This window comes from Rathayibacter sp. AY1F9 (assembly GCF_002932155.1).
GTDB lineage: Bacteria > Actinomycetota > Actinomycetes > Actinomycetales > Microbacteriaceae > Rathayibacter.
Window position 1 is genome coordinate 1 of sequence record NZ_PSVA01000037.1, and the last position, 21,952, is coordinate 21,952.

A 21,952-nucleotide genomic window follows, 5' to 3' on the forward strand; every position below is an offset into this window, starting at 1 on the left:
GTCATCAGTCACGGGGAGTGGGACCTTTCGGGAGGGGGCGGGTCAGTGGGTGAGACCGTAGTGCAGCGTGGGGTCGAGGTGTTCGATGTCGACGAGGCGGTTGTACTTCGCGACCCTCTCGCCGCGCGCGGGGGCGCCGGATTTGATCTGCCCGACTCCGGTTCCCACCGAGAGGTCGGCGATGAAGGTGTCGAGGGTCTCGCCGGAGCGGTGGGAGACCATGCAGCGCATGCCTGCGTCGTGCGCGGCCGCGATCGCGTCGAGGGTGCCGGTGATGGTGCCGATCTGATTGGGCTTGATGAGTGCGGCGTTGGAGTAGCCGTTGCGGGCTCCGTCGCGGATGCGGTCGGCGTCGGTGACGTAGAGGTCGTCTCCCACGAGCTGCACCCGGTCGCTGATGGCGTGGGCGAGGAGGGCCCAGCCCTCGTGGTCGTCCTCGGCGAAGCCGTCCTCGATGCTGCGGATCGGGTAGTCGGCGATCAGCTTCTCGTAGTAGCGGGCGAGTGCGTCGCGGTCGAGATCGGTGCCGGCGACGGTGTAGTGGCCGTCGCCGTGGAAGAAGCCGTTCGCGGCGGGATCCATCGCGATCGCGATGTCACCGGTGCCGGGCTGGTATCCGGCGTCGGTGATCGCTGCGACGAGGAGGTCCAGGGCGTCTTCGGGCCGGTCGATGGGGGGCGCGAAGCCGCCCTCGTCGCCGAGCCCGGAGGTGCCGTAGGCGGTGCGGACGCGGGCGGCGAGGGCGTGATAGATCTCGGCGCCGACCTGCACGGCCTCCTCCTCGGTGCCGGCGGAGACGGGGGCGATCATGAACTCTTGGAAGTCGAGGCCGTTCGCGGCGTGCGCGCCACCGTTGATGACGTTGAAGTGCGGGACGGGCAGGGAGGCGGTCGCCCCGGTGTGATCGGCGATCCACCGGTGCAGGGGCAGGCCGGTGCGCGCGGCGAAGGCGCGGGCGGCCGCGATGGAGACGGCGACGACGGAGTTCGCTCCGAGGCGGGCGAGGTTCGCGGTTCCATCCAGTGCTCGCAGCGCTTCGTCGATCTCGCGAAGCGAAGTCCAGGAGTGATCGAGCAGGAGGGCGCGGATCTCGCCGTCGACGGCCGCGACAGCGGAGCGGACTCCGCGTCCGCCGAACGCGGGGCCGCCGTCGCGCAGCTCGACCGCTTCGAACGCGCCCGTCGAGGCGCCCGCGGGGGCGGAGGCGTCCAGGACGGTGTCGTCGTCCAGACGCAGGGTGACAGCGACGGTCGGGAAGCCGCGGGAGTCGAGGATCTGCCGTGCGGCGACGTCGGTGATGACCAGCGGGTGTCCGGCGGGGTGGGTGACGTACTCGCCCGTCCCGTGGATGCTGGTGCGGGTGTGGCTGATGTAGGCGTTCATCAGGTTCCTCCTTCGTGGGCGGGCGTGATCGCCGCCCGGTCGGCTCTTGCGGGGTCGAGGTAGCGTCCGCTCCTCGAGATCGGTGTCCCGGACGGCCCGGTGTCGTACAGGTACGGCTGACCCGTCGGGATGTTCAGATCGCGGACCGCGGCATCGCCGAGGTCCTCGAGAAGGGCCCGCAGCGCGCGCAGGGAGTTGCCGTGCCCGACGATGAGCACCGTCTCGCCCTCCTGGAGGGCGGGCAGGATGCGCTCCTCGAGGAGCGGCTGCAGTCGGTGGACGACGTCGCGCAACGACTCCGTCTCCGTCATCGCCTCGGCCGGCTGCCCACGGAACGCCGCGGACCTGTGCAGCTGCACGAAGGCGGCGGCGGACAGAGCAGGCGGGCGGACGTCCATCGACCGGCGCCACTCCAGGAAGGCGTCGGCCCCGTACCGGGCTCCGACGGCGCTTGTGGACAGGCCGGTGAGCGCTCCGTAGTTGCGCTCGTTCAGCCGCCACTGGGCCGCGACGATCCGCGGCCGCCCTGGAAGGGCGCCGGCGATGATCCGGGCCGATTCGGTGGAGCGCTGCAGGGTCGACGTGAGGATCAGATCGGGGTCGATCGATGCGTCCCTCAGTAGCGTCGCGGCCTGTCGCGCTTCGTCACGTCCGAGGTCGGTGAGGGGGACGTCGAGGACGCCGCAGAAGAGACCGTCGGCGTTGCCGGTGCTCTCACCGTGGCGCACGAGGACGAGCGGGGGATGCGCGGGCATGGGTCACCTACCTGGTCTCTGATCGAGAAGGTAGGAACCATCAGCCTCGGCGGCAGTTCGAGCTCACGCTCGGGCGGGATCCATCACCACTGCCGTCAGCCTACGCCCGCACCTCGGTCAGGACCAGGGCAGCGGCTCCGAATCATCGACCGGGGCGAGGGGGATCATGAGGGCCGGCCGGTGCTGACGGTGAGCGAGACGGGCGCCGACGGCACCGGAGAAGACCTCCTGCACGGTGCGACGCAGAGACGGCTCCTTCGTGCCGACAATGATCATGACCGCATCGACACGGTCCGCGAGCGTCGCCAGAGCGTGTGCAACGTCACCGGCCATCTGATGCGTCTGCCACGGGACACGGTCACCGACGATCCGGTCAAGCCGCTCGAGGATCGCAGGATCTGGAGCCAGCGGAGTGTCGCGGATGCACTGCGGGCGACACCGGTGCCTTCCTCCCGGGTCTGGTCCCCGCCAGCTGCCCGCGCGTACGCGCGCGGACGCTGCGGCGTACCCGGATCGGCTGCTACTGACGAAGCGCGCCTCGGGAACGAACGGTGGGATCACGCTCGACCCGACGATCGGGGTGTCGTCGAGGATGGCACGCGGTCGAACCGATCACCACGGAGACCACCGCGCGCGAGGCGGTGAGAAGCAGCTCAGGCGCAAGGGGGTCGCGAATCGTCGTCGGCGCGGTTCACTCACTGCATGGATGGTCTGCCCTTCGTTGTTCTCGTCGTCATCTTTCTCGCCGCCGCCGCAGTGGTGTGGGTCGCCGGCATCCAGTTGTCGAAGGCCACGGACGTTCTGGATGCGCGTCTGCACCTGGGGAGTGCGCTGGGCGGTCTGATCGTTCTCGCCGTCGCGACGAACCTGCCGGAGATCGCGATCACCGTGTCCGCCGCGCTCTCCGGGAACCTGGACGTCGCGGTCGGCAACATCCTCGGCGGCATCGCGCTGCAGACCGTGGTCCTCGTCGTCCTCGACCTGTTCGGCAAGCCCGGAAAGGGTGCGAAGCCGCTCACCTACCGTGCCGCGTCCCTCACACTCGTGCTCGAGGGGCTCGTGGTCGTCGCGGTGCTCGCCGTCGTCATCGCCGGCAGCCAGCTGCCCTCCGGACTTGAAGTGCTGCGCCTGACCCCGGACGTCGTCCTCATCGCCGGCCTCTGGGTCGTCGGGCTGCTGATCGTGCAACGCTCCGGCAAGCACCTCCCCTGGCACGAGGACGGGCGGGCCCCCGACGCGACAGCATCCCCCTCGAAGAAGAAGACGCACCCGATGAGCACACGCAAGGCGACCATCGTGTTCACGATCTCCGCCGCGGCGACCCTCCTCGCCGGTGTCGTGCTCGAGCGCGCCGGTGACGCAGCATCCTCGCAGCTCGGTCTCTCCGGGGTGCTGTTCGGAGCCACCGTGCTCGCTCTCGCCACCTCCCTCCCCGAGATCTCGACCGGGCTGCAAGCCATCAAGCAGGGCGACGACAACCTCGCCATCAGCGACATCTTCGGCGGCAACGCCTTCCTCCCCGTCCTGTTCCTCGTCGCCACCGTCCTCTCCGGCACCGCAGTCCTCCCGCAGGCGAACTCGTCCGACATCTACCTCACCGCTCTCGCCGCCCTGCTCACCCTCGTCTACATCGTCGGACTGATCTTCCGACCCACCCGCCGCATCGCCGGCATGGGAATCGACTCGTTGATCGTGCTCGCGCTCTACACCGTCGGCATCGCGGGACTCTTCGCCATCACCGCGACATGACGTCCGCGCCGCCGTGGGCAGATCGACCAGATCGCTGTAGCTCGAGCAGACACGGCCGCTGGCGTGATCGGCGTAGCGACGAGCCGTGCACCGGTCAGCGCAACTCGTGTGCGATCTCCAGGAACGCCGCCGCGGACGACCCGATGCGATCGGACCAGATGGCGCGGAGGGGTCGCACGAGTGCTGGTCCGCGGAGGGGCACTCGTATCAGTGAGCGCGCGGCGAGATCTGTTTCGACGGTGAGGATGCTCATGACTGCGGGCGCGATGCCGGCGCGGGCGTTCGCTCGGATGATCGCCGTCGTCTCCAGGATCGCGGCGGGAGTCGTGAGTGCGAGCCCGGCGTCGTGGAGCCATGCTTCGAGGGTCGTCCGGGTGCCGGAGCCTTCCTCTCGTGTCAGCAGTGCGGTCCCGGCCAACTCCTCGGCGCCGATACTCGCCGCGCGTGCCCAGGGGTGGTCCGGTGCCACGACGACAGCGAGTTCGTCCTCCGCGACCACGTCAGAGGAGAGCGTGGCCGTGGACGCCGGTGTCTCGACGAATCCGAGCTGCGCGGCACCGGATCGCACGAGCTCTGTGACCGTGGCTGAATTGCCGGCGATCAGCTGCACACTCACCTCGGGTGTGCGCTGTCGGAATTCGAGGAGCCAGCGTGGGAGCAGCAGTTCGGCGATGGTCTGCGACGCCGCGAGAACCAGTGAGCCGGTCGGCTGTCGCAGTGCCGCCGCGCCCGCCTCGAGGCGGCGGGACGCCTCGAGGACCGGGCCGGCCAGCTCGAGCACGAGCCGGCCCGCGTCGGTCATCAGGGACCCGATCGGAGAGCGGCGCACGAGCGGCTGCCCGATGGCGCGCTCCGCTACCCGCAGACGCGCCGAGACGGCCTGCTGGGTGACGCCGAGGGCTTCGGCAGCGCGGGAGAGCGAGCCCGCCTCGGCGATGCGTTCGAGCACCTCCAGCGTGTCGAGATCCAGGATCCGGTCCGTCAATCGCCGCGTCGCCACAAGCACTCATTGTGCCCCGCCAACACGATCGCTGTATCGGCTGGTGACGGCGATGCTCAGGCTGGAGTCATGACAACTTTCTCCCCCGCCCGCGCATCTTCCTCGATCGGGCATCCTCCGCGGTCGAGGCGCTTGTTCCGGGAGCTGGAGCATCCGGGACTGATCGTGTCGAACCTGACGCCGAACTGGTTCGCGTCGATCATGGGCACCGGCATCGTCGCGGTCGCCGCCGCGTCCCTGCCACTCCAGTTCCCCGGACTCCGTACCGGGGCCACCGTCATCTGGGCGATCGCCGCGCTGCTGCTCGTCGCGCTGACCGTCGCGACCGGGCTGCACTGGGTCCGCTACCGCGGTACAGCGGCGAGGCACCACCTAAATCCGGTCCTCTCGCACTTCTACGGCGCGCCGCCGATGGCGTTTCTCACCGTCGGCGCGGGAACCCTCCTCCTCGGCAAGGACTGGATCGGCCTGCCGGCCGCTGTCGCCATCGACTGGGTGCTCTGGGGTGCGGGGACTCTCGGCGGGCTGGCGACGGCGGTCCTGGTGCCCTACCTCGCGTTCACCCGGCATGAGAACAAGCCCGATTCGGCGTTCGGCGGCTGGCTGATGCCGATCGTTCCGCCGATGGTGTCCGCTTCCACCGGCGCAGTGCTGCTGCCGTACGCGCCCGCCGGGCAAGCGCGGGAGACGCTCCTGTGGTCCTGCTACGGCTTCTTCGGCCTCAGCCTGGTCGCGTCGCTGGTGGTGATCACCCTGATCTGGAACCGGCTCGCGCAGCACAAGGTCGGAGCGGCGGGGATGGTGCCGACGCTGTGGATCGTCCTCGGTCCGGTCGGACAGTCGATCACCGCTGTGAATCTGCTCGCCTCGAACGCGCCCACCGTCGTGGACGCCGGCATGGCGCGTGCGCTGCTGGTCGTGGCTCTGGTGTACGGCTTCGCGATGCTCGGCTTCGCGCTGCTCTGGACCGTCATCGCCCTCGCGATCACCCTCCGCACCGCGAAGGAGCACCTGCCGTTCAGTCTGACGTGGTGGTCGTTCACGTTCCCCGTCGGCACCTGCGTCACCGGACTGAACGGCCTCGCCCTGCACTCCGGTCTCACGGTCGTCGCCGGCCTCGCCGTGCTCTACTACGTCGGCCTGGTCGCCGCGTGGATCATCGTCGCCGCCCGCACGTTCCACGGTTCCGTGATCCGCGGCACCCTGCTCGCACCACCGCGGCCGGCCTGACCGGGATCGAGGAGCATCGTGGATGTCCGAACCCTGAACGCCCTCGCCGAGACCTGGCGGAGTACCGCGGACGCGACCGGACGCTTCGTTCCGGGCTTCGATCCCCGCTCCGGCGGCACCGCCAGTCGCGTCCTGGTGCTGATGCAGTCACCCGGCCCTCGGACGATCGCCGCGGGATCCGCTGCCGTCTGCAGCGAAGACAACCTCGGGCCCACCGCCGCCGCGTTCCGGGCGGCCCGCATCGAGTCCGGACTCTCCCGCGACCACTACGTCCGGTGGAACCTCATCCCGTGGGAGATCCCTGGCCGCGTCCGCCCCGCGGACATCGAGCAGGGCCGGCTCGCGCTCGGTGAGCTGCTGGAGCTGCTGCCCGCGCTCGACGCCGTCGTCACCTACGGGACCGTGGCGCTCGACGGGGTCATGCGCTATCTGACCCTGCACGATGATCCCCGTGTCGTCCCCGTCCTCGCGGCACCGCACCCCTCACCGGCCAACGGGCGTCACCGCGCCGACCAGCACCTCCGCTCCGTGAACGCGCTCCGCCTCGCGAATCGTCTCGGATCCGGTCGGCGAGTCGCAGACTGACGGCACGGAAGGGAGACGTCCGCGTCTCGGTCGTCACCGGTCGCCGTGACCGATGAGGTGTTGATCTCAGACGGCCCCCGTCCTCGAACCGCTGACGGGAACGGCCTGGTCGTCCACGACGTCGACGGTGTACGCCGCGCCGTGCTCGAGCGTGTGGCCGACGGTGCACTGGCGGTCGACCGCCCGGTGGGTGCGCTCGGACAGTGAGGCGATCCGCTCGGGATCGAGCGCCGACAGGTCGGCGCGGATCACGGCGGCGATCGAGTCGTAGCGGTCCTCGCCCTCGGGCTTGGTCGCGGTGATGTCGGTGGTCGCTTCGAAGTCGGCTCCGAGCCGGCTGGCGAGGATGTGGTCCGAGGAGAGCATGCCGCAGGCGGCGAGGGCGAGGTGCAGCAGCTCGCCGGGCGAGAACACGCCGTCGGCGTCCGACCCGCCGATGCGGACCTCGGCTCCTCGCGCGTTGCGGCCGATGAAGCTTCTCGGGCCCTCGCGGGTGATGTGCAGCGGCGTGGTCTCGGTGCTCATGGTCTGCTCCTGTCCGGTGCCCGCGGCACCGCGGGCAGTGTCGGTGTCTCCTGCGGGTGGGCGGTGTCTCAGGTGTCGGTGCGGACGAGGGGGGAGTTCGTGCCGCGGACCCTGATGTCGACGCCGGTGATCTCCGACCGGGCGACGCCCGTGGACGCCGCCAGGTCGACGGCGCGCCGCCCGGCCGCCGTCCAGGTGGCGACGGTGATCGTGCTGCCGTCTGTGCGGGTGATCACGAGTTCGTACTCCGCGTCGGCGGGCGCATCACCACTGTAGGTGCAGCTCCACTCCAGCCGGGTGCCCCACGGCTTCCCCTCGACCTGGATGTCCGCAGCGAGAGCGGGATCGGCCGCGATCGGGTCCATCGGTTCGAGGGTCGCCTCGCTCGCCACGGGAGCGCCCGCGATGCCCGTGCCGAGAGCGACACCTCCGAAGACGGAGGCGGTGACGGCGGCCGCGACGGCGAGGGACGTCACCAGCCGGCGCCGACGTCGGCGCGTCCGGACACGGTGGGCGATGGCGGGCAGCGTCACCATCGACGGCGGCGCCTCCTCGCCGTCGTCCGATGCGCTGATGGCGAGAGCGTCCTCGACGGAGAGGCGGCCGACGATGCCGGGCAGTCCTGCCAGCTCTGCCACGGCCGCGCGGCAGGCCGCGCAGCCGCTGAGGTGCTGCTCGTACTCGAGTCGCTGATCTGCGGGGAGAGCGCCGAGGACGTAGGACGCGTCCCAGTCGCGGTACTCGTCCTCCGTCGCAGAGCTTCCGTGGTGGTCGTTCATCGGGTGACGCCCCTTTCCTGCAGAGCCAGTCGCAGTCCGCGCAGTCCGTAGTGCAATCGAGATTTCGCTGTTCCCTCGGGGATGGAGTGCCGGCGGGCGATCTCGGGGACGGTGTGTCCGAGGAAGTACGCGTCCACCACGATCTGACGATGCTCCACCGACAGCGATGCGAGAGCGTCGGCGACCAGGATGCTGTCCAGGACCGCGTCGGTGCGATCGGGGACGGCGCCGCCGCCGTCCTCGTCCTTCGCCGGCACCTCGCGTCGGCTCCGAGCGGATCGGGCGTCGTCGATGACGAGATTGCGGGCGACGGTGAACAGCCACGCGCGAGCGGCGTCGGCGTCGCGTTCGAGGACCTGCGGGCGCTGCCAGGCCCGGACCATCGTCTCCTGCACGACGTCCTCCGTCAGCGCCGCGTTCCGAGTGAGGTTCTGCACGAAGCGCCGCAAGGCCGGGCCGTGACTCTCGTACAGCGCCGCCAGGAGCTCATCGACGGGGCGGGGCACAACGCTCACCGCCTCGAAGCGCCACGGTGCGCTCCCTCATCACGGTTGCTGCGATCACTGCCGGTCATCCCTTCCGTCCATGCCTGTCGAGAACCGGCGACCCGGCCCGACGATGCGCTTCGCTGCGCGGGGACGGGTCGCCGTCGCATCAGGACGCCGGGGTGGCGGTGCTCATGGCCGCGGCTTCCTTGTTCATCGTGCCGTCAGGGAGGAGGACGTACCAGGCGTCCTTCACACCCTGCCCGTTGACCTGGCCCGGCGCGGTGTCCTTCGCGAACCGGTAGACCGGCCATCCGTCGACGGTCAGCTGGGTCGTCCCGTCGGTGCGCGTGATCGAGCCGACCTCTCCGGTGATCCCGTCCGCGGCGGTCGTGCTGGACGCCGTCACGGCCGGCCAGGTCGTGGCGCACTCGTCGTAGCAGCTGCTGCTGCCCGAGTTCTGCGTGTCCTTCATGAACGTGTAGACGGTGTAGCCGGCCTCGTCCGTGATGATCTCGCCCAGCGGCGAGGACGCCGTCGTGAGAGCCGCCGTCTCAGCGGAGGCGGTCGCGGTGGCGGAGGCCATCGCGGTGGCGGAGGGGCTGTCGGCCGGCGCTTCCGACGAGGCGGCCGAGCCAGCGGCCGTCGAGCATCCGGCGAGAAGGACGGCGGCGAACGCCGCAGTCGTCACAGTGGTCGCGATTCGCTTGAGCATGATGCCTCCTGTAGTGCGGGGGCCGAGGTGGTCCCACCGAGGACACGACACAGCAGTCGCGGACGTTCAACGACGCGAGAAGATCGCTGGGAGAGCATCCGCGCAGCGGGCGGATTCAGTGAGAGCGACGATCCGTTGCGCGCTCCTTCGCGTGAAGGCCCGAGGCTGCGCGCTGCTCTCCACGGCGGCGTGCGAGCAGTGATCGACCATGTGCGCGACGGCTGCGGCCTGCCCGGCCGCCCGCGCGGCAGCGGTGGCGGCCCGCTCGCCCGCCTGCGTCGCGGCGCGGGCTGCGGCGTGCGCCGTGAAGGCCGCCGTGCGGCACTCGGTCATCGGAGCCTCGCCCCGCCCCCAGGCGAGGAGGACGTCGAGCGCGCGCCGGGGGCGGGCATTGTCCGGGTCCCACTCCTCGAACGCGGGGAGGGCGCGCTCCGCGCACTCCGCCGCCCACCGCGCGAGCGCCCGGTGGACCTCCGGCTCCGGATTCGCCCGGGCCGGCTCCTCCGCTCCGCTCACGGGTCTTCCTCCGATTCCGGAGCTCAGCTGGCTCTTCCCAGATGAGGGTGTAGGTCGGCCGGGAGCGTCGGTCCGCAGATAGACGTCGAGGTCTCCCGACGACGGAGGTTCCTACGCCATCCGTCCGAAAGACCTCGACGTGACCGACGCTACCCCGCCGGCCGGCTTCGGCCGCCCTGACCTGACCGCCTTCTCGTCTCATCCCAGTCGACCCTGATCGAGTCTGCTGACCCCCTCGACGAGAACGCAGCGACATCACAGCCACCCAACCCCGACCGTCCGGGAAGCCGGGACACGTCACATGACCTGTGCTGCGGGCGTGTCGAGTGGGTCGTCCAGGGGCGACGCAGGAGTGTCGACGCGACGTGCTGAGAGGTGGTTCCAGTCGAGCGCTAGGACACCGGCTACAGGCATGGCGATAGGTCAGGAACGGCGTCGCTCCCTGCGCAGGAGGGAGCGCAGAGTCTCGGCATTCGCGTAGCCGACCCGTAGCGCGATCTCGGCGGAGGTGAAGTCCGTGGTTGCTGAGAGGTGCCGAGCTCGTTCGATGCGAAGCCGTTGGACGAAGCCGAGCGGAGTGAGGTTGAGCGCCGCACGGACTCGTCGTTCGAGGGTGCGCCGGCTGGTGCCGAGCGACTGCGCGACGAAGGCGACGTTGAACGGTTCGTCCAGGCGGGCGCGCACGAAGCGTTCGAACTCGACGACGATCGGGTCCTCGTGCCGGAGATGTTCGTAGGCGACGAAGGCCGCCTGAGACGGACGCTCGTCGATGATGAGGAGCTTGGCGACATGTTGGGCCAGGTCGGGGCTGATCGATCGCACGAGTGAGAGCGCGAGGTCGATGTGGGCGAACGCGGCGCCGGCGGTGACGAGGTTCCCGTCGACCACGACCATGGTGTCGAGATCGAGGGCGACGGTCGGATAGCGCTTCAGGAACTCCGGCCCCAGGAACCAGCTGGTCGTCGCCCTCCGATGATGCATCCGTCCGGTCTCGGCGACAGCGAACACGCCGGTGCACGCCGCGGCGATCCGGGTGGTCGCCTCGTCGAGGCGCCCGAGCGAGGCGATGACCGAACGAGCATCTCGGCTCTGGAGGACGTCGTTGGTAGCGGCGGCCGTAAGGGTTCCAAGCGCAGGGACGACGACCACGTCGAACTCTCCGGACTCCGACAGCGGGTGGTCCACCGACAGGGTCATCGATGCCGTCGTGGTCACTCGCCGTTTCGGTCCGAGGATGGCGAGTTCGATCGGGTCGATCCTCGGGTCGACATCGCCGCGGGCTCCGTCGGCCACCCGCACGATGTCGATGATCGACGCGATAGCCGAACCGAAGCAGCCGTCGATCGCGATCAGTCCGATACGCATGACGTAAACAATAGCAATACTGCCGTATACGCCACTCCCCACCGGCCCTCGCTCGTCATAGGCTGAACTCGTCCCACGAAGAACCCCGACGTCAAGGAGAGTCCCTCATGTCCACACCCGCATCACTTCCGTATGCCTTCGTCGCCAAGATCGTCGCGGCCGATGGACAGCACGACGCGGTCGCCGATCTGCTCGCCGGCGCTGTCGCACTCGCCAACGAAGAAGTAGGAACGATTGTCTGGTTCGCGGTCAGGACCCACGCCGACACCTTCTGGATCTTCGATGCATTCCCCGACGAAGCCGCTCGCGACGCCCACGCCAACGGCGCCATCGTCGCAGCCCTGATGGCCAACCAGCACCTCCTCGGCGCAGCACCCGAGATCCTGGCGGCCGACGTCCTCGCGTCCAAGCTCCCGTAGTCCGCCAACGCACGAGACGATCGCGCCCCGCCGAGCCGTCGCCAGGTCGCGACGCAACGCCACGCTGCGTTGCCGAGCGGTGCAAGGCCTTTCGGCACACGGACAGGATGCCGGCCGCGAGCGCTCAGCCGGCGAGGGGTCCGTCGCAGAGGAGAGCGACGTCGGTGTCGGGCAGAGCCGTGAGGCCAGCGCATCGCGCGACCACCAGAACGGTTCGCCGGAGCCGCCTGTCGGAATCGAACGGACGACCTAATGCTTTGCGTCTATCGCTTGATGCGCCCACTGGGCGAACGAGCCGCTGACCTGCGCAAACGCCGAGCGTGGAGGACGCCGCCATCCGGTGGTGACCGACGACGACCGACCAGTACCGACCGTTTCACCGGAGCTTGCGGCGGCGTCGAAGCCGAGCAAGCTCCATTCTTCTAACTCACCGCGCCCTCCTCCTCGCCGGCCCCGTCGTCGGCGAAGACGTTTCAGGGGTCTTCTCAGATGACGGTTCAGGTCGGCCGGGCGCGTCGGTCCGCAGATAGACGTCGAGGTCTCCCGACGACGGAGGTTCCTACGTCATCCATCCGAAAGACCTCGACGTGTCCGACGCTACCCCGCCGGCCGGCTTCGGCCGCCCTGACCTGACCGCCTTCGCTCGACTCGACGGCCTCGGTCTGCACACCGGCGCGGACCTGCTCACCGACAAGCAGAGCGACAGGCTACGCGCGCTGTTCGTTGATGACGCTCACGTCGAGGTCGAGGCGACCTGGGGTGTCTACCAGCGCATGATCGCCGCCTATCGCCACGAGGACCGGCAACGTGGCCGCGAGCTCATGGAGAAGCTGATCACCGACCTCAGCGCCGGCGTCCCCAAGGTGCTCACCGAGCTCACCACCCTGGGCCGGACCCTGAAGAAGCGAGCCGCTGACGTGCTCGCCTACTTCGAACGACCCGGCACCAGCAACGGGCCGACCGAGGCGCTCAACGGACGGCTCGAACACCTGCGCGGCTCCGCACTCGGGTTCCGCAACCTGACCAACTGCATCGCCCGAAGCCTGCTCGAGACCGGCGGCTTCAGACCCCAACTCCTACACCCCCGATTGGGATGAGCCGCTCAGCTCCGGCGCGGCCGCCCCGTGAAGTGCTTCACCCCGTAGACCAGGAGGAGCAGGATGCCGCTCAGCTGCAGGGCGAGCGAGAAGCCGGAGGCGAATTCACCGGCCGGCCACACCAGCCTCAGCACCAGCGCGACGAACATCGCTGTGACCCCGACGACGAACAGGACTCGATTCCGCATCCGTCGAGTCAACCATCCGCACGCGAGCCCTGGCCAACCGCCAGTGCTCAGCTCAGGCGCTCGGTCAGGTGGACGGTGACGACGTCGCCGAGGTCCTTGCCGATCGTCTTCCGCAGTTTCGCGCTGATCGACAGCATGTGGCCGCCGGCGCCGGTCGGCAGCAGGCCCGCGGTCACCGGCTCGCCGTCGACGGTGGCGACCACCTTCACCGACCTCCCTGTGCCGAGCAGCTCGACGGAGCCGGGCACCTCGACGCACGACCAGAGGTCGCCCTTCACGGCGACACCGATCGGGGCGGTGAAGGCGAGGTCCAGGGGGCCGGCGCTCATGCGCTCTCCTCCGCGGACGCCGCGCTCTCGCCGGAGGAGTCCTGCCCGCTGTACCGGTCGAGGATCTCGTCGTACATCGCGGCGTCGAGCAGACCATCGGACAGGGCCCGGCGGACCTCCTCGAACTCCCCCGGGTCGAGGGTCGTCCAGTCGAAGCCGTCACTCGGCGATCCGGGCCGGTAGCGCCGGCGGCCGAGCTCGTCGACGGCCTGCTCCCGCGTCAGCTCCCCCGCGGCGAAGCGCTGCGCGATCCCGTACGGTGTCGCGCCGGAGAAGCCGGAGCGCACGTGCGGCAGCGCGGCGGCCGCCTCGATCCCGTCGGACACCTCGTCGATCGACATGCGGACCCCTCCCGTCCGAGGGCCCACCGACCCTCCCGTCGACCCTACGACGAGACGTCGCATCCCGGTCGGGCCGGGCGACGCCCACTGCCCTCGACATGCGGCTACCGTTCCTCCATGACCGGACGCGCCGCTACGTCCCGGCACGAGTTCCGCGTCGACTCGCGCACGCTCGTCGCCCACGACTTCCTCGGCACTCGAGCCCCCAGCGCTGCAGTCGTCTGGTGCGGAGGGACACCGCACACCGGCGCACTCCTCGCTCCCCACGTCGACGCCGCTGCGGCGCGCGGCATCCGGCTCTTCTCCGTCGCCCGTCCCGGCTTCGGCGGCTCGATGCGGGCTCCCGGACGGAGCATCGCGGACGCGGCCGCCGATGTGCTCCGCGTCGCCGACCTGCTCGCGATCGAGCGCTTCCTGGTGACGGGCTACTCCGGCGGCGGCCCGCACGCGCTGGCCGTCGGGGCTCTCGGAGGTGATCGCGTCCTGGGCGTCGCGACGTTCGGCAGCCCGGCGCCCTTCAGCGACGACGGAGCGTGGTTCGACGGCATGCAGGATCCGGGCGCTCTCCGCAGCGCGCGCGACGGCCGGGCTGCGCGCGAGGAGTGGGAGGAGACGGCCCGCTTCGATCCGGAGCAGTTCACCGGTGACGACTACTCGGCCCTCGACGGCCCGCTGACGGCGCTCGGCGCAGAGGCCGGACGCGCCTCGGAGCTCGAACAGGGCGGGAGCGTCGACGACGACCTCGCTCTCGTCATGCCCTGGGGAGTCGACCTCTCGCGCCTGGCGGCGCCGGTCCTCCTCCTCCACGGCGCCGCGGACAGGGTGGTCCCGGTCGCGCACGCGGAGCGGATCCGCCGCCTCCACCCGGCCGCGGAGCTCACGATCCGGCCCGGTCGAGGCCACATCGGCGTCCTGCTCGACTGGCCGGACGTCCTCGACCGCCTCCTCGCGGACGGGACCCCCGGGGACCGCCCCGGCAGCGGAGGCTGAGCGTCTCATCGCGGCCGGCAGCGGATCCGACGCGCAAGGTGGGCCTGGAAGGGCCACGCTTCGGGAGGGCTCCCTCCGCGAGGATCACGGCATGGCCCCCCACACGGATCCCCGCCGATGACTCTGCAGGACCTCGCCGACGAGCTCGCCCAGGCTCTCGACCGCCCGGTGACGATCGAGGACGCCTCGAGCCGGGTGCTGGCCGCGACGCGCGCGAGCGAGGAGGCGCCTCACGACGGCGTGTTCCCCGTCCAGGATCCGCGGGGCCGGCTCGCGACCCTCCTCCTCCCCCGGGAGCGGCCCGCGCCGCTCACTCCGGCCGAGTACTCGCTCATCGACGCGGCCGTCGGAGCGATCCGCCGCCTCCTCGGCCCCTCGACGCGGTCGGGCGGCAGCTCCCGGCGCGCGGACGTCCTCGCGGCGCTCCTGTCGGGCGACGGCGGCACCCGGCGCGCCTCCTTCGCCGAGGCGGTCGAGCGCCGCTGGCTGCGCCGGGACGCCCAGACCGTGGTCCGCGCGGTGCGGCTGACCGGCCCGACCGGCTCCCTGCAGCGGACGGCGCTGGCGCGGCGGATCGACGCGAGCGCCGCCTCCGGCCTGACGTTCCTCGGCGACCAGGAGGGTGTGCTGTTCTTCGTGAGCGTGGAGGCGCCCGAGGCCGCCGCGGAGGCGGACGACGTCCTGCGGGCGGAGGCGCGCGGCCGCGGCACGGCCGTCGACGCGATCGGCTCGGCGCGCTTCAACGTCCGCGACGACGACCTCCTGCCGACTGCCGAGCGGGCCGCCCTCGCGGCGACCATCGTCGGCTCCCTGCCCGACGGCCGTAGCCGGGCCGACATCGCCGAGCTCGGGGCCTGGGTGCTCCTCGCCTCGATCGGGGCGGACAGCTCGCAGCTCGCCATGCTCTCGCCGGCCGCGGCGACGCTGCTCGAGCGGGGCGACGAGGTGCAGCGGCGGACCGTGGAGGCCTACCTCGACGTGCGCGGCAGCGTGCGGGAGGCGTGCGGGCTCCTCCACATCCACCGCACCACGCTCTACTACCGCCTCGACAACCTGCCCGAGGCGGTCCGGGAGGCGCTCGACGACGGCCTCGCCCGCAGCACGCTGCACCTCTGCCTCAAGCTGATGAAGTTCCGCGACGGGCTCGAGCGGCGGCGGGCCTCGTGACCGTGGCCGGAGACCTCCCGCAGGTCCGCCTCTACGGGCGGCGCGAGAGCCGCGACGCGTGGGAGATCCGCGACCTCCTCTCGCGCAGCGTCGTCTCGTTCTCGTGGACGCCGATCGACACGGACGAGCAGTGCCTCGCCGTCGCCGGGCACCCGCTCGCCACCGCGTCACTCCCCCTCGTGGTGTTCCCGGACGGCAGCCGCGCCTCCGATCCGACGCTCGCCGAGGTCGCGGCCCGGCTCGGCTGGGTCGGCTCGCCGCAGCTCGCGGAGTACGACCTCTCCATCTACGGAGCCGGTCCGGCCGGGCTCTCGGCCGCCGTGTACGCCGCCTCGGAGGGGCTGAAGGTCGTGGTCCTCGAGCGCTCGGCCATCGGCGGGCAGGCCGGCTCGAGCAGCCTGATCGAGAACTACCTCGGCTTCCCGCACGGGATAGCGGGAGCCGATCTGGCCGAGCGCGCGCGGCAGCAGGCCGTCTCGTTCGGCGCCGAGCTGCTGCGGATGCGCGAGGGGATCCGCGGGCGCTTCGCCGACGACCGGATCCACGCGCTGCTCGCCGACGGGACGACCGTCGTCGCCCGCACCAACATCTGCGCCACGGGCATCCAGTGGCGCCGGCTCGGCCTCGAGCGCGAGGACGAGCTGCTCGGCGTCGGCCTCTACTACGGTGCCGGCACGAGCGAGGCGCCGCTCTGCGAGGGCGAGGACGTCGTGGTCGTCGGAGGCGGCAACTCGGCCGGGCAGGCCGTGATGAACCTCTCGGCGCACGCGCGACACGTGACCATGCTGGTCCGCGGCCCGGATCTGGCCGACAGCCTCTCCTCCTACCTCGCGGAGCGCGTCGTCCGGCAGCCGAACGTGACGATCCTGCTCGACTCCCGCGTCACCCGCCTGCACGGCGCCGACGCCCTCGAGTCGATCGAGGTCGAGAACTCGGCGACCGGTGTGCACGGGGCGCTGGCCACCTCCCACCTCTTCGTCTGCATCGGGGGCGAGCCGGACACGACGTGGGCGGCGGAGACCGCGATCGTCCGCGACTCCGGCGGCTACCTCGTGACCGGACCTGACCTCGCCGGCGAGCACGCGGCTCGCGACTGGCCGCTCGAGCGGGCGCCGTTCTACCTCGAGACCAGCGTCCCCGGCTCCTTCGCCGCGGGGGACGTGCGCCGCAGCTCGGTCAAGCGCGTCGCCTCCGCCGTCGGCGAGGGCGCGATGGCCGTCACCTTCGCCCACCGCCACCTGCAGGAGACCTCGTGAGTCGCCGGCTGCCGACGGTGCGCCACGGCGTCGGCTTCTGGATCGTCGCCGCGACGTTCCTGCTCGTGATGGCGTACTCGACGGTGCCGACTCCGCTCTACCCGCTCTACCAGCAGCTCGACGGCTTCCCGCCGTTCGTGATCACCGTCGTCTTCGCCGCCTACGCGGTCGGAGTGATCGTGAGCCTGTACCTCGCCGGTCACGTCAGCGACTGGCTCGGCCGCCGCCGGGTGCTGCTGATCGCGGTGCTCGTCTCGGCGATCTCGGCCGTGCTCTTCTCGCTGACGACGGAGGTGCCGGGGCTGATCGTCGCCCGCTTCGTCAACGGCGTCAGCATCGGGATGCTCACCGCCACGGCGACCACCCACCTCGGCGAGCTGCGCGCCCGCGCCCGGCCCGACGAGAACACGATCGTCGCCGCGTCGATCTCGGGCGCGGTGAACCTCGGCGGACTCTCGCTGGGCCCGCTGCTCGGAGGGGTCTTCGCCGAGTTCCTGCCCGATCCGCTCCTCCTGCCGCACCAGGTGTTCCTGGTCGCGCTGCTCGTGGCGGGCCTGGCGCTGCTCCTCGTGCCCGAGACGGTCGACGTGCCGGAGACGGCGCCCGCCTACCGGCCGCAGCGGCTCTCGGTGCCGGCGGACGCGCGCCGGGCGTTCCTGCTCGCGGCGTTCGGAGCCTTCTCGGCATTCTCCGTCCTCGGCCTCTTCACCTCGCTCGCACCGACGTTCCTGGTGCAGACCTTCCAGGTGCGCGACCACCTGCTGGCCGGAGCGACGTCCTTCGCCGTGTTCGCCTCCGCGGCCCTCGGCGAGCTGCTGCTCGTGAAGGTGGGGATGCGCCTGCAGCTCTCGATCGCGGTGGCGGGCTGCGCGGTCGGGCTCGCGGCGGTCGCGGCCGGAGCGATCGCTCCGCAGCTGGGAGTGTTCCTCGCCGGCGCCGTCGTCTCGGGCTTCGGGGTGGGGCTGCTCTTCAAGGGGTCGATCGGCACAGCGGTCGCCCTCGCGGATCCCGCCCGCCGGGGCGAGACCCTGGCGGTGGTGTTCCTGGTCGCGTACACGGGACTCGCGGTGCCCGCACTGGCGGCGGGAGCGGCGCTCGACCTCGTCGCCGCGACGATCGTGCTGACGGTGTTCGCGGCGCTCGTGCTGGCGGCGACCGCGACGGCCGGCATGCTGCTGCGCGCCCGCAGCGCGGCGGCCGGGCGATGAGCGGCGGAGCGGGGCGGCGCTGCGGGGTGCGGGCCGGCGGCCGTCCGGGTGCCGGCCGCGTGCACCCGGGACGGCCGCCCGCCGCGTCAGAAGTCCTCGCGCCGCTCCTGCTCGGCCTCGGCGGCCGGCTCGAGCACGGCGAGATCCCCGAGCGCGAGGCGCAGCTGGCGCAGCAGCCACTCCTCGGTCAGCGCACCCGCGTCGAGCGCGTCCAGCCGGCGGAGGCGCTCGGCGGCCGACCCGGTGAGGTCGGCGGGCGTCCTGGCGCTCATGCGCCGTACCCCGCTCCGCGGAGCAGGCGGCGCAGGTCGACGAGCTGCTGCTCGTCCACGTCCTTGTGGTGCGGCCGGTGGAGGGTCTCGGTCGTCGAGCCGACCGTCACCGAGAAGGCGCCGTCGTGCTTCTCGTGGACGGTGCCGACGGCCTCGAGCAGCGTCAGCGCGTCCGCCCAGAGGACGTTGTGGCTCGGCGAGTCCTCGAGCAGCCGCTCGAGGGTGTCTCGCTGGTTCGAGTGGAGGTGGCGGGTGTCGGTCATGAACGGCCCTTCGGTGTCTGCGCACGCGCCCCGGTGGCGGTGCTCGGCGTCGCGTCCGATGGTAGGCGCGCGGGTGGAGCCGGTGCGCGAGTCGGATGACTCGAAGAGCGGACGCCGCGGGGCGGCCCCGCGAGAGGTACGGTCCCCGCGAGAGGTGCGGCCGTGAATCCGGAGCCGGGCGACCGCCTCGACGAGGAGGACTCTCCCCGCACGCCCGCGCTGCCCGAGGCCGCCGTCTCCGCCGCGTCGCTCCCGGACCGGCCGGCCGCGTTCCTCAACGCCCTGCTGACCGAGCACTTCGTGCTGGAGTCGGCGCGCGGGATCACCGTGACGGAGTCGAGCAGCCGCGCCTCGCTCTACCTGACGATGCTCTCCAGCTCGCTCGTGGCCTTCGGCTTCCTCGCCCCGACCCGGTACGCGATGGGGTTCCTCGCGGTGATCATCCCGGTCGTCGTGCTGCTGGGGGTGTTCACCTACGAGCGGCTGGTGCAGACCTCGATGGAGGACATCGCCGCGCTGACGGCCATCCAGCGCATCCGTCGCTACTACGGGACCCTGCTGCCGGGCGCGGGCGCCTACTTCGCGGTGCCGCGCGGCCGACACGCGCCGAACGAGCTGCTCGAGATCGGCCGGCGGCAGAGCTGGCGGGGCATCTTCTTCACGATGTCCTCGGCGATCGCGGTGGTCAACTCGATCGTGGCGGGCGCCGGAGTCGCGCTCGCGCTGACGCAGAGCGGCGCGGACGAGGTCCCCGCGATCGCGTGCGGGATGGCGGCCGCGGTCGTCCTCGCCGTGCTGCACGGGGTGTACCAGTTCCACCGCTACCGGCAGATGCGGCTGCGGATCGCGGAGGCGGAAGCGCTGGACGGGGTCGAGAGGGGGTGACGGGGCGGGGCCCGGCCGGAGGGGTCCGGAGGTGACGAACGCCGATCAGGCGTGGCGTCGGCCGCCGGCTGGTCAGCTGGCTCCGACCTGCTCCCACGACTGCTCCCGCGACTGCTCAAGAGTTGTCGCAGTCGACGCCCAGTGCGACAACTCCTGGACTCTCGTGGCGATCGCTCCTCGGCGGGCCGCCGCGACCATCCAGAAGTCGCCGTAGTCGGTCGCGAGTACGGCGACTCCTGACTACTCGCCGCCTGTGGACGAGCGTTGGGTGTCGGCGGCTCCGACGGCCGCGACTGCTCAAGAGTTGTCGCACTCGACGCCCAGTGCGACAACTCCTGGACCCTCGTGGCGATCGCTCCTGGGCGGGCCGCCGCGACCATCCAGAAGTAGCCGTCGTCGGTCGCGAGCACGGCGACTTCTGTCTGCACGCCGCCTGCGGACGTGCGCAGGGAGCCGGCGGCCGGCGACTGTCCAGGAGTTGTCGCAGTCGATGCCGAGTGCGACAACTCCTGGACTCTCGCGAAAGTCCTGCGCTCTCGCGGAGGCGCGCCGCTCAGCCGCGCTCGGCGCGCTCGGCGAGGAGGTACTGCCAGTCGCGCGGCACGCGGTCCTTCGGCCCCGGGATGGTCTGGCTCGCCGGGTGGCTCTGCGGGTCGGCCAGGGCGGGGCCGTCGGCGTAGTCGTCGGTCCGGTAGTCCCAGAACCAGTCCTCGCCGGGCTCGAAGCTGCGGATGACCGCGTGGCCGGTCGAGTGGTAGTGGGCCGTCGCGTGGCGGTTCAGCGAGTCGTCGCAGCAGCCGATGTGCCCGCAGAGCGCGCAGCGGCGCAGGTGCAGCCACCACGAGCCGGACTGCTCGCACTCGACGCAGCCGGGGCCGCTCGGCGGGACGGAGGGGTCGATCATCTGCTGCGACGTCATGCGCTCAGCATGCGCCTCCCGCGGCGGCAGGCACCAGGTCGGATGACTCGATCCTGCGGCTCCGTCACGCGCTCCGGGCGTCCTCGAGGCTGAGGAGCGCGTCGCGGAGCCCGGCCCGCGAGGTCACCCCGAGCTTGGGGAAGATCCGGTACAGGTGCCCGCTGACGGTGCGGGGCGAGACGAAGAGCTGCTGGGCGATCTGCTTGTTCGACAGGCCCGCGGCGGCCAGGGAGACCACGCGCCGCTCCTGCTCGCTGAGGTCGGCGGCGACCGGCGCCTCCCCCGCTCCGCCCGCCGCCCGCAGCTCGTGCTGGGCGCGGGCGAGCCAGAGCTCGGCCCCCACCGCGGCGAATCCCGCGGCGGCCTGGCGGAACCGGGTGCGCGCCTCCAGCGGGCGCATCCGGCGGCGCAGCCACTCGCCGTGGCAGAGCTGGACGCGCGCCCGCTCGAACGGCCACTCCTCGGAGGCCGGGTCGAGGGAGCGCTCGAAGAGGGCGCCCGCGCCGCCGGTCTGATCGAGGACCGCGGTCGCCGCGAGGGCGAGCATCCGCCCGCGGGGAGCGAGGGGCCGCGCGGCGAGGTCCGCCGCGGCCGCCGCCAGCTCGGCGCAGTGCTCGGGCAGGCGGAGGCGCGAGGCGGCCTCGGCTGCGTCGAGGAGCTCCAGCGGATCGCCGCCGGCGCGGGAGGAGGAGCGGGCGTGCGCCTCCTCGAAACGGCCGCCGCCGAGGTCGAGCGAGCACAGGGCGTGATCGGCGGCGCGCGCGACCGACGCCGCTCCGTGCCGCAGCGCCCAGGCCGTCGCGCGCTCGGCGCACTCGAGGGTGCGTGCACGGTCGCCCTGCACGGCGTGGACCCGGGCGCGAGTCGCGTCGATCAGCGCGCGCACGGCGGGCAGGTCGTCGGCGCGGGCGGCGGCGCGGTCGAGGTCGGCCGAGGCGTCGTCGAGGCGACCGCCGTCGAGGGCGGTGGTGCCGCGGCGGAGGAGGGCGAGGGCGCCGGGCAGGCCGTCCGCCTCCTCCCCGCCGTCGAGGAGCGCGGCGAGGCGGTCGCGGCGCTCGTCCGAGACCTCGAGCAGCGACCAGGCGAGGTGCAGCGCGACCGTCTTCCACGGGTCGCCCGTGACCGCGGAGTCCTCGGCGAGCCGCAGGCGGCCCTCCCACTCCTCGTCCGGGACCGGCCGCACGCAGGCCTCCACCAGGCGCAGGACGGGATCGAGGGGGTGCTCCTCGCCGACGGCGAGCGCCTCCTGCCACCACGCGGGATCGCCGCGGAGCATGCAGGCGAGGTGGAGAACGGTCGCCAGCAGGTCGGCGGCGGCGTCGTGAGGGGCGGCGCGGTCGGCGGAGAGGCTGCCGGCGTCGTCGCGGGAGGCGCCGGTCTCGGCGGGAGCGACACCGCCGACAGGAGAAACACCACCGACAGGAGAGGCACCACCGACAGACGAGGCACCGCCGGCGAGCGAGGCACCACCGACTCCCGAGCTCGGCGATGTCGGCCCGGCTACGGCCGTCGGGCAGGGAGCCGACGATGG

General features: G+C 71.7%; 26 protein-coding genes, 1 pseudogene and 1 riboswitch. Of the genes and pseudogenes, 10 read left to right on the top strand and 17 right to left on the bottom strand.

Annotated features, from left to right (window positions below; genetic code table 11):
* Positions 1-42: 42 nt before the first annotated feature.
* The 3 genes from eno to C5C37_RS16205 all read right to left on the bottom strand — a co-directional run bounded on the left by eno (position 43) and on the right by C5C37_RS16205 (position 2,471).
* Positions 43-1,383: a phosphopyruvate hydratase gene (gene eno, locus C5C37_RS16195; protein ID WP_104224797.1), complete on the bottom strand. Its 1,341-nt coding sequence runs from the start codon at positions 1,381-1,383 to the stop codon at positions 43-45.
* A complete protein-coding gene (locus C5C37_RS16200) occupies positions 1,383-2,138 on the bottom strand; it encodes a 2,3-diphosphoglycerate-dependent phosphoglycerate mutase (protein ID WP_104339273.1) in 756 nt (251 codons plus the stop codon). Before C5C37_RS16200 ends, eno begins: the two co-directional genes overlap by 1 nt.
* Before the next feature lie 24 nt (positions 2,139-2,162).
* Positions 2,163-2,235, bottom strand: a riboswitch (Fluoride riboswitch).
* 20 nt (positions 2,236-2,255) lie between these two features.
* A complete protein-coding gene (locus tag C5C37_RS16205; RefSeq protein ID WP_104248139.1) occupies positions 2,256-2,471 on the bottom strand; it encodes a hypothetical protein in 216 nt (71 codons plus the stop codon).
* Positions 2,472-2,840: 369 nt separating this feature from the next.
* On the opposite strand from C5C37_RS16205, the gene C5C37_RS16210 reads away from it, so the two are divergent.
* Positions 2,841-3,887, top strand: a complete 1,047-nt coding sequence (locus tag C5C37_RS16210; RefSeq protein ID WP_104339274.1) for a sodium:calcium antiporter — start codon at positions 2,841-2,843, stop codon at positions 3,885-3,887.
* A 94-nt stretch (positions 3,888-3,981) separates the two neighbouring features.
* Here the strand turns inward: C5C37_RS16210 and C5C37_RS16215 are convergent, their stop codons facing one another.
* Positions 3,982-4,887: a LysR family transcriptional regulator gene (locus tag C5C37_RS16215; RefSeq protein WP_104224793.1), complete on the bottom strand. Its 906-nt coding sequence runs from the start codon at positions 4,885-4,887 to the stop codon at positions 3,982-3,984.
* A gap of 165 nt (positions 4,888-5,052) precedes the next feature.
* Between C5C37_RS16215 and C5C37_RS16220 the strand changes: the two genes are divergently transcribed.
* A complete protein-coding gene (locus tag C5C37_RS16220; RefSeq protein WP_258064100.1) occupies positions 5,053-6,117 on the top strand; it encodes a TDT family transporter in 1,065 nt (354 codons plus the stop codon).
* A gap of 18 nt (positions 6,118-6,135) precedes the next feature.
* Complete coding sequence (locus C5C37_RS16225) at positions 6,136-6,702, top strand: uracil-DNA glycosylase family protein (protein ID WP_258068752.1); 567 nt, start codon at positions 6,136-6,138, stop codon at positions 6,700-6,702.
* A 66-nt stretch (positions 6,703-6,768) separates the two neighbouring features.
* Here the strand turns inward: C5C37_RS16225 and C5C37_RS16230 are convergent, their stop codons facing one another.
* The 6 genes from C5C37_RS16230 to C5C37_RS16255 all read right to left on the bottom strand — a co-directional run bounded on the left by C5C37_RS16230 (position 6,769) and on the right by C5C37_RS16255 (position 11,087).
* Complete coding sequence (locus C5C37_RS16230) at positions 6,769-7,227, bottom strand: OsmC family protein (RefSeq protein WP_104263392.1); 459 nt, start codon at positions 7,225-7,227, stop codon at positions 6,769-6,771.
* 68 nt (positions 7,228-7,295) lie between these two features.
* Complete coding sequence (locus C5C37_RS16235; protein WP_104257433.1) at positions 7,296-8,006, bottom strand: anti-sigma factor; 711 nt, start codon at positions 8,004-8,006, stop codon at positions 7,296-7,298.
* On the bottom strand, positions 8,003-8,512 hold the full coding sequence (locus C5C37_RS16240; protein ID WP_056865923.1) for a sigma-70 family RNA polymerase sigma factor: 510 nt from the start codon (positions 8,510-8,512) through the stop codon (positions 8,003-8,005). Before C5C37_RS16240 ends, C5C37_RS16235 begins: the two co-directional genes overlap by 4 nt.
* Positions 8,513-8,660: 148 nt before the next feature.
* Entirely contained in the window at positions 8,661-9,206 is a 546-nt protein-coding gene (locus C5C37_RS16245) for a hypothetical protein (protein ID WP_104257434.1), read from the bottom strand.
* Between the two features lie 66 nt (positions 9,207-9,272).
* Complete coding sequence (locus C5C37_RS16250; RefSeq protein WP_146085260.1) at positions 9,273-9,722, bottom strand: putative immunity protein; 450 nt, start codon at positions 9,720-9,722, stop codon at positions 9,273-9,275.
* 423 nt (positions 9,723-10,145) lie between these two features.
* The gene (locus C5C37_RS16255; RefSeq protein ID WP_053548963.1) at positions 10,146-11,087 is read right to left on the bottom strand and encodes a GlxA family transcriptional regulator; all 942 of its coding nucleotides are present in this window, start codon (positions 11,085-11,087) and stop codon (positions 10,146-10,148) included.
* 107 nt (positions 11,088-11,194) lie between these two features.
* Between C5C37_RS16255 and C5C37_RS16260 the strand changes: the two genes are divergently transcribed.
* Both C5C37_RS16260 and C5C37_RS16265 read left to right on the top strand, forming a co-directional pair.
* Complete coding sequence (locus C5C37_RS16260) at positions 11,195-11,506, top strand: putative quinol monooxygenase (protein ID WP_033107114.1); 312 nt, start codon at positions 11,195-11,197, stop codon at positions 11,504-11,506.
* Positions 11,507-12,168: 662 nt separating this feature from the next.
* A pseudogene (locus C5C37_RS16265) lies at positions 12,169-12,603 on the top strand (transposase); the annotation flags it as partial.
* A 5-nt stretch (positions 12,604-12,608) separates the two neighbouring features.
* Here the strand turns inward: C5C37_RS16265 and C5C37_RS16270 are convergent.
* The 3 genes from C5C37_RS16270 to C5C37_RS16280 are packed head-to-tail and all read right to left on the bottom strand — an operon-like array spanning position 12,609 to position 13,461.
* Positions 12,609-12,791 (bottom strand): hypothetical protein, encoded by a 183-nt coding sequence (locus C5C37_RS16270; protein ID WP_104224784.1) that lies wholly within the window; start codon positions 12,789-12,791, stop codon positions 12,609-12,611.
* Positions 12,792-12,838: 47 nt separating this feature from the next.
* The gene (locus C5C37_RS16275) at positions 12,839-13,120 is read right to left on the bottom strand and encodes a DUF1905 domain-containing protein (protein ID WP_104250445.1); all 282 of its coding nucleotides are present in this window, start codon (positions 13,118-13,120) and stop codon (positions 12,839-12,841) included.
* Positions 13,117-13,461: a hypothetical protein gene (locus C5C37_RS16280; protein ID WP_104224782.1), complete on the bottom strand. Its 345-nt coding sequence runs from the start codon at positions 13,459-13,461 to the stop codon at positions 13,117-13,119. The genes C5C37_RS16275 and C5C37_RS16280 overlap by 4 nt, the downstream gene beginning before the upstream one ends.
* A gap of 117 nt (positions 13,462-13,578) precedes the next feature.
* On the opposite strand from C5C37_RS16280, the gene C5C37_RS16285 reads away from it, so the two are divergent.
* The 4 genes from C5C37_RS16285 to C5C37_RS16300 all read left to right on the top strand — a co-directional run bounded on the left by C5C37_RS16285 (position 13,579) and on the right by C5C37_RS16300 (position 18,082).
* A complete protein-coding gene (locus tag C5C37_RS16285; protein ID WP_104339277.1) occupies positions 13,579-14,451 on the top strand; it encodes an alpha/beta fold hydrolase in 873 nt (290 codons plus the stop codon).
* A 117-nt stretch (positions 14,452-14,568) separates the two neighbouring features.
* On the top strand, positions 14,569-15,618 hold the full coding sequence (locus C5C37_RS16290) for a helix-turn-helix domain-containing protein (RefSeq protein WP_104339278.1): 1,050 nt from the start codon (positions 14,569-14,571) through the stop codon (positions 15,616-15,618).
* Positions 15,615-16,874: an NAD(P)/FAD-dependent oxidoreductase gene (locus C5C37_RS16295; protein ID WP_181127445.1), complete on the top strand. Its 1,260-nt coding sequence runs from the start codon at positions 15,615-15,617 to the stop codon at positions 16,872-16,874. The genes C5C37_RS16290 and C5C37_RS16295 overlap by 4 nt, the downstream gene beginning before the upstream one ends.
* On the top strand, positions 16,871-18,082 hold the full coding sequence (locus tag C5C37_RS16300; protein WP_258074187.1) for an MFS transporter: 1,212 nt from the start codon (positions 16,871-16,873) through the stop codon (positions 18,080-18,082). Before C5C37_RS16295 ends, C5C37_RS16300 begins: the two co-directional genes overlap by 4 nt.
* 86 nt (positions 18,083-18,168) lie before the next feature.
* Here C5C37_RS16300 and C5C37_RS16305 read toward each other — a convergent pair whose 3' ends face one another.
* Positions 18,169-18,354: a hypothetical protein gene (locus tag C5C37_RS16305; protein ID WP_104339279.1), complete on the bottom strand. Its 186-nt coding sequence runs from the start codon at positions 18,352-18,354 to the stop codon at positions 18,169-18,171.
* Positions 18,351-18,617 (bottom strand): hypothetical protein, encoded by a 267-nt coding sequence (locus C5C37_RS16310; RefSeq protein WP_104275769.1) that lies wholly within the window; start codon positions 18,615-18,617, stop codon positions 18,351-18,353. Before C5C37_RS16310 ends, C5C37_RS16305 begins: the two co-directional genes overlap by 4 nt.
* Positions 18,618-18,779: 162 nt before the next feature.
* Between C5C37_RS16310 and C5C37_RS16315 the strand changes: the two genes are divergently transcribed.
* Positions 18,780-19,502, top strand: coding sequence for a hypothetical protein (locus C5C37_RS16315; protein WP_104224776.1), 723 nt, complete (start codon positions 18,780-18,782; stop codon positions 19,500-19,502).
* A 553-nt stretch (positions 19,503-20,055) separates the two neighbouring features.
* Here C5C37_RS16315 and C5C37_RS16320 read toward each other — a convergent pair.
* Positions 20,056-20,421, bottom strand: coding sequence for a UBP-type zinc finger domain-containing protein (locus tag C5C37_RS16320; RefSeq protein ID WP_104339280.1), 366 nt, complete (start codon positions 20,419-20,421; stop codon positions 20,056-20,058).
* 64 nt (positions 20,422-20,485) lie between these two features.
* A partial coding sequence (locus C5C37_RS16325) for a LuxR C-terminal-related transcriptional regulator (RefSeq protein WP_219814503.1) occupies positions 20,486-21,952 on the bottom strand: 1,467 nt, incomplete at its 5' end.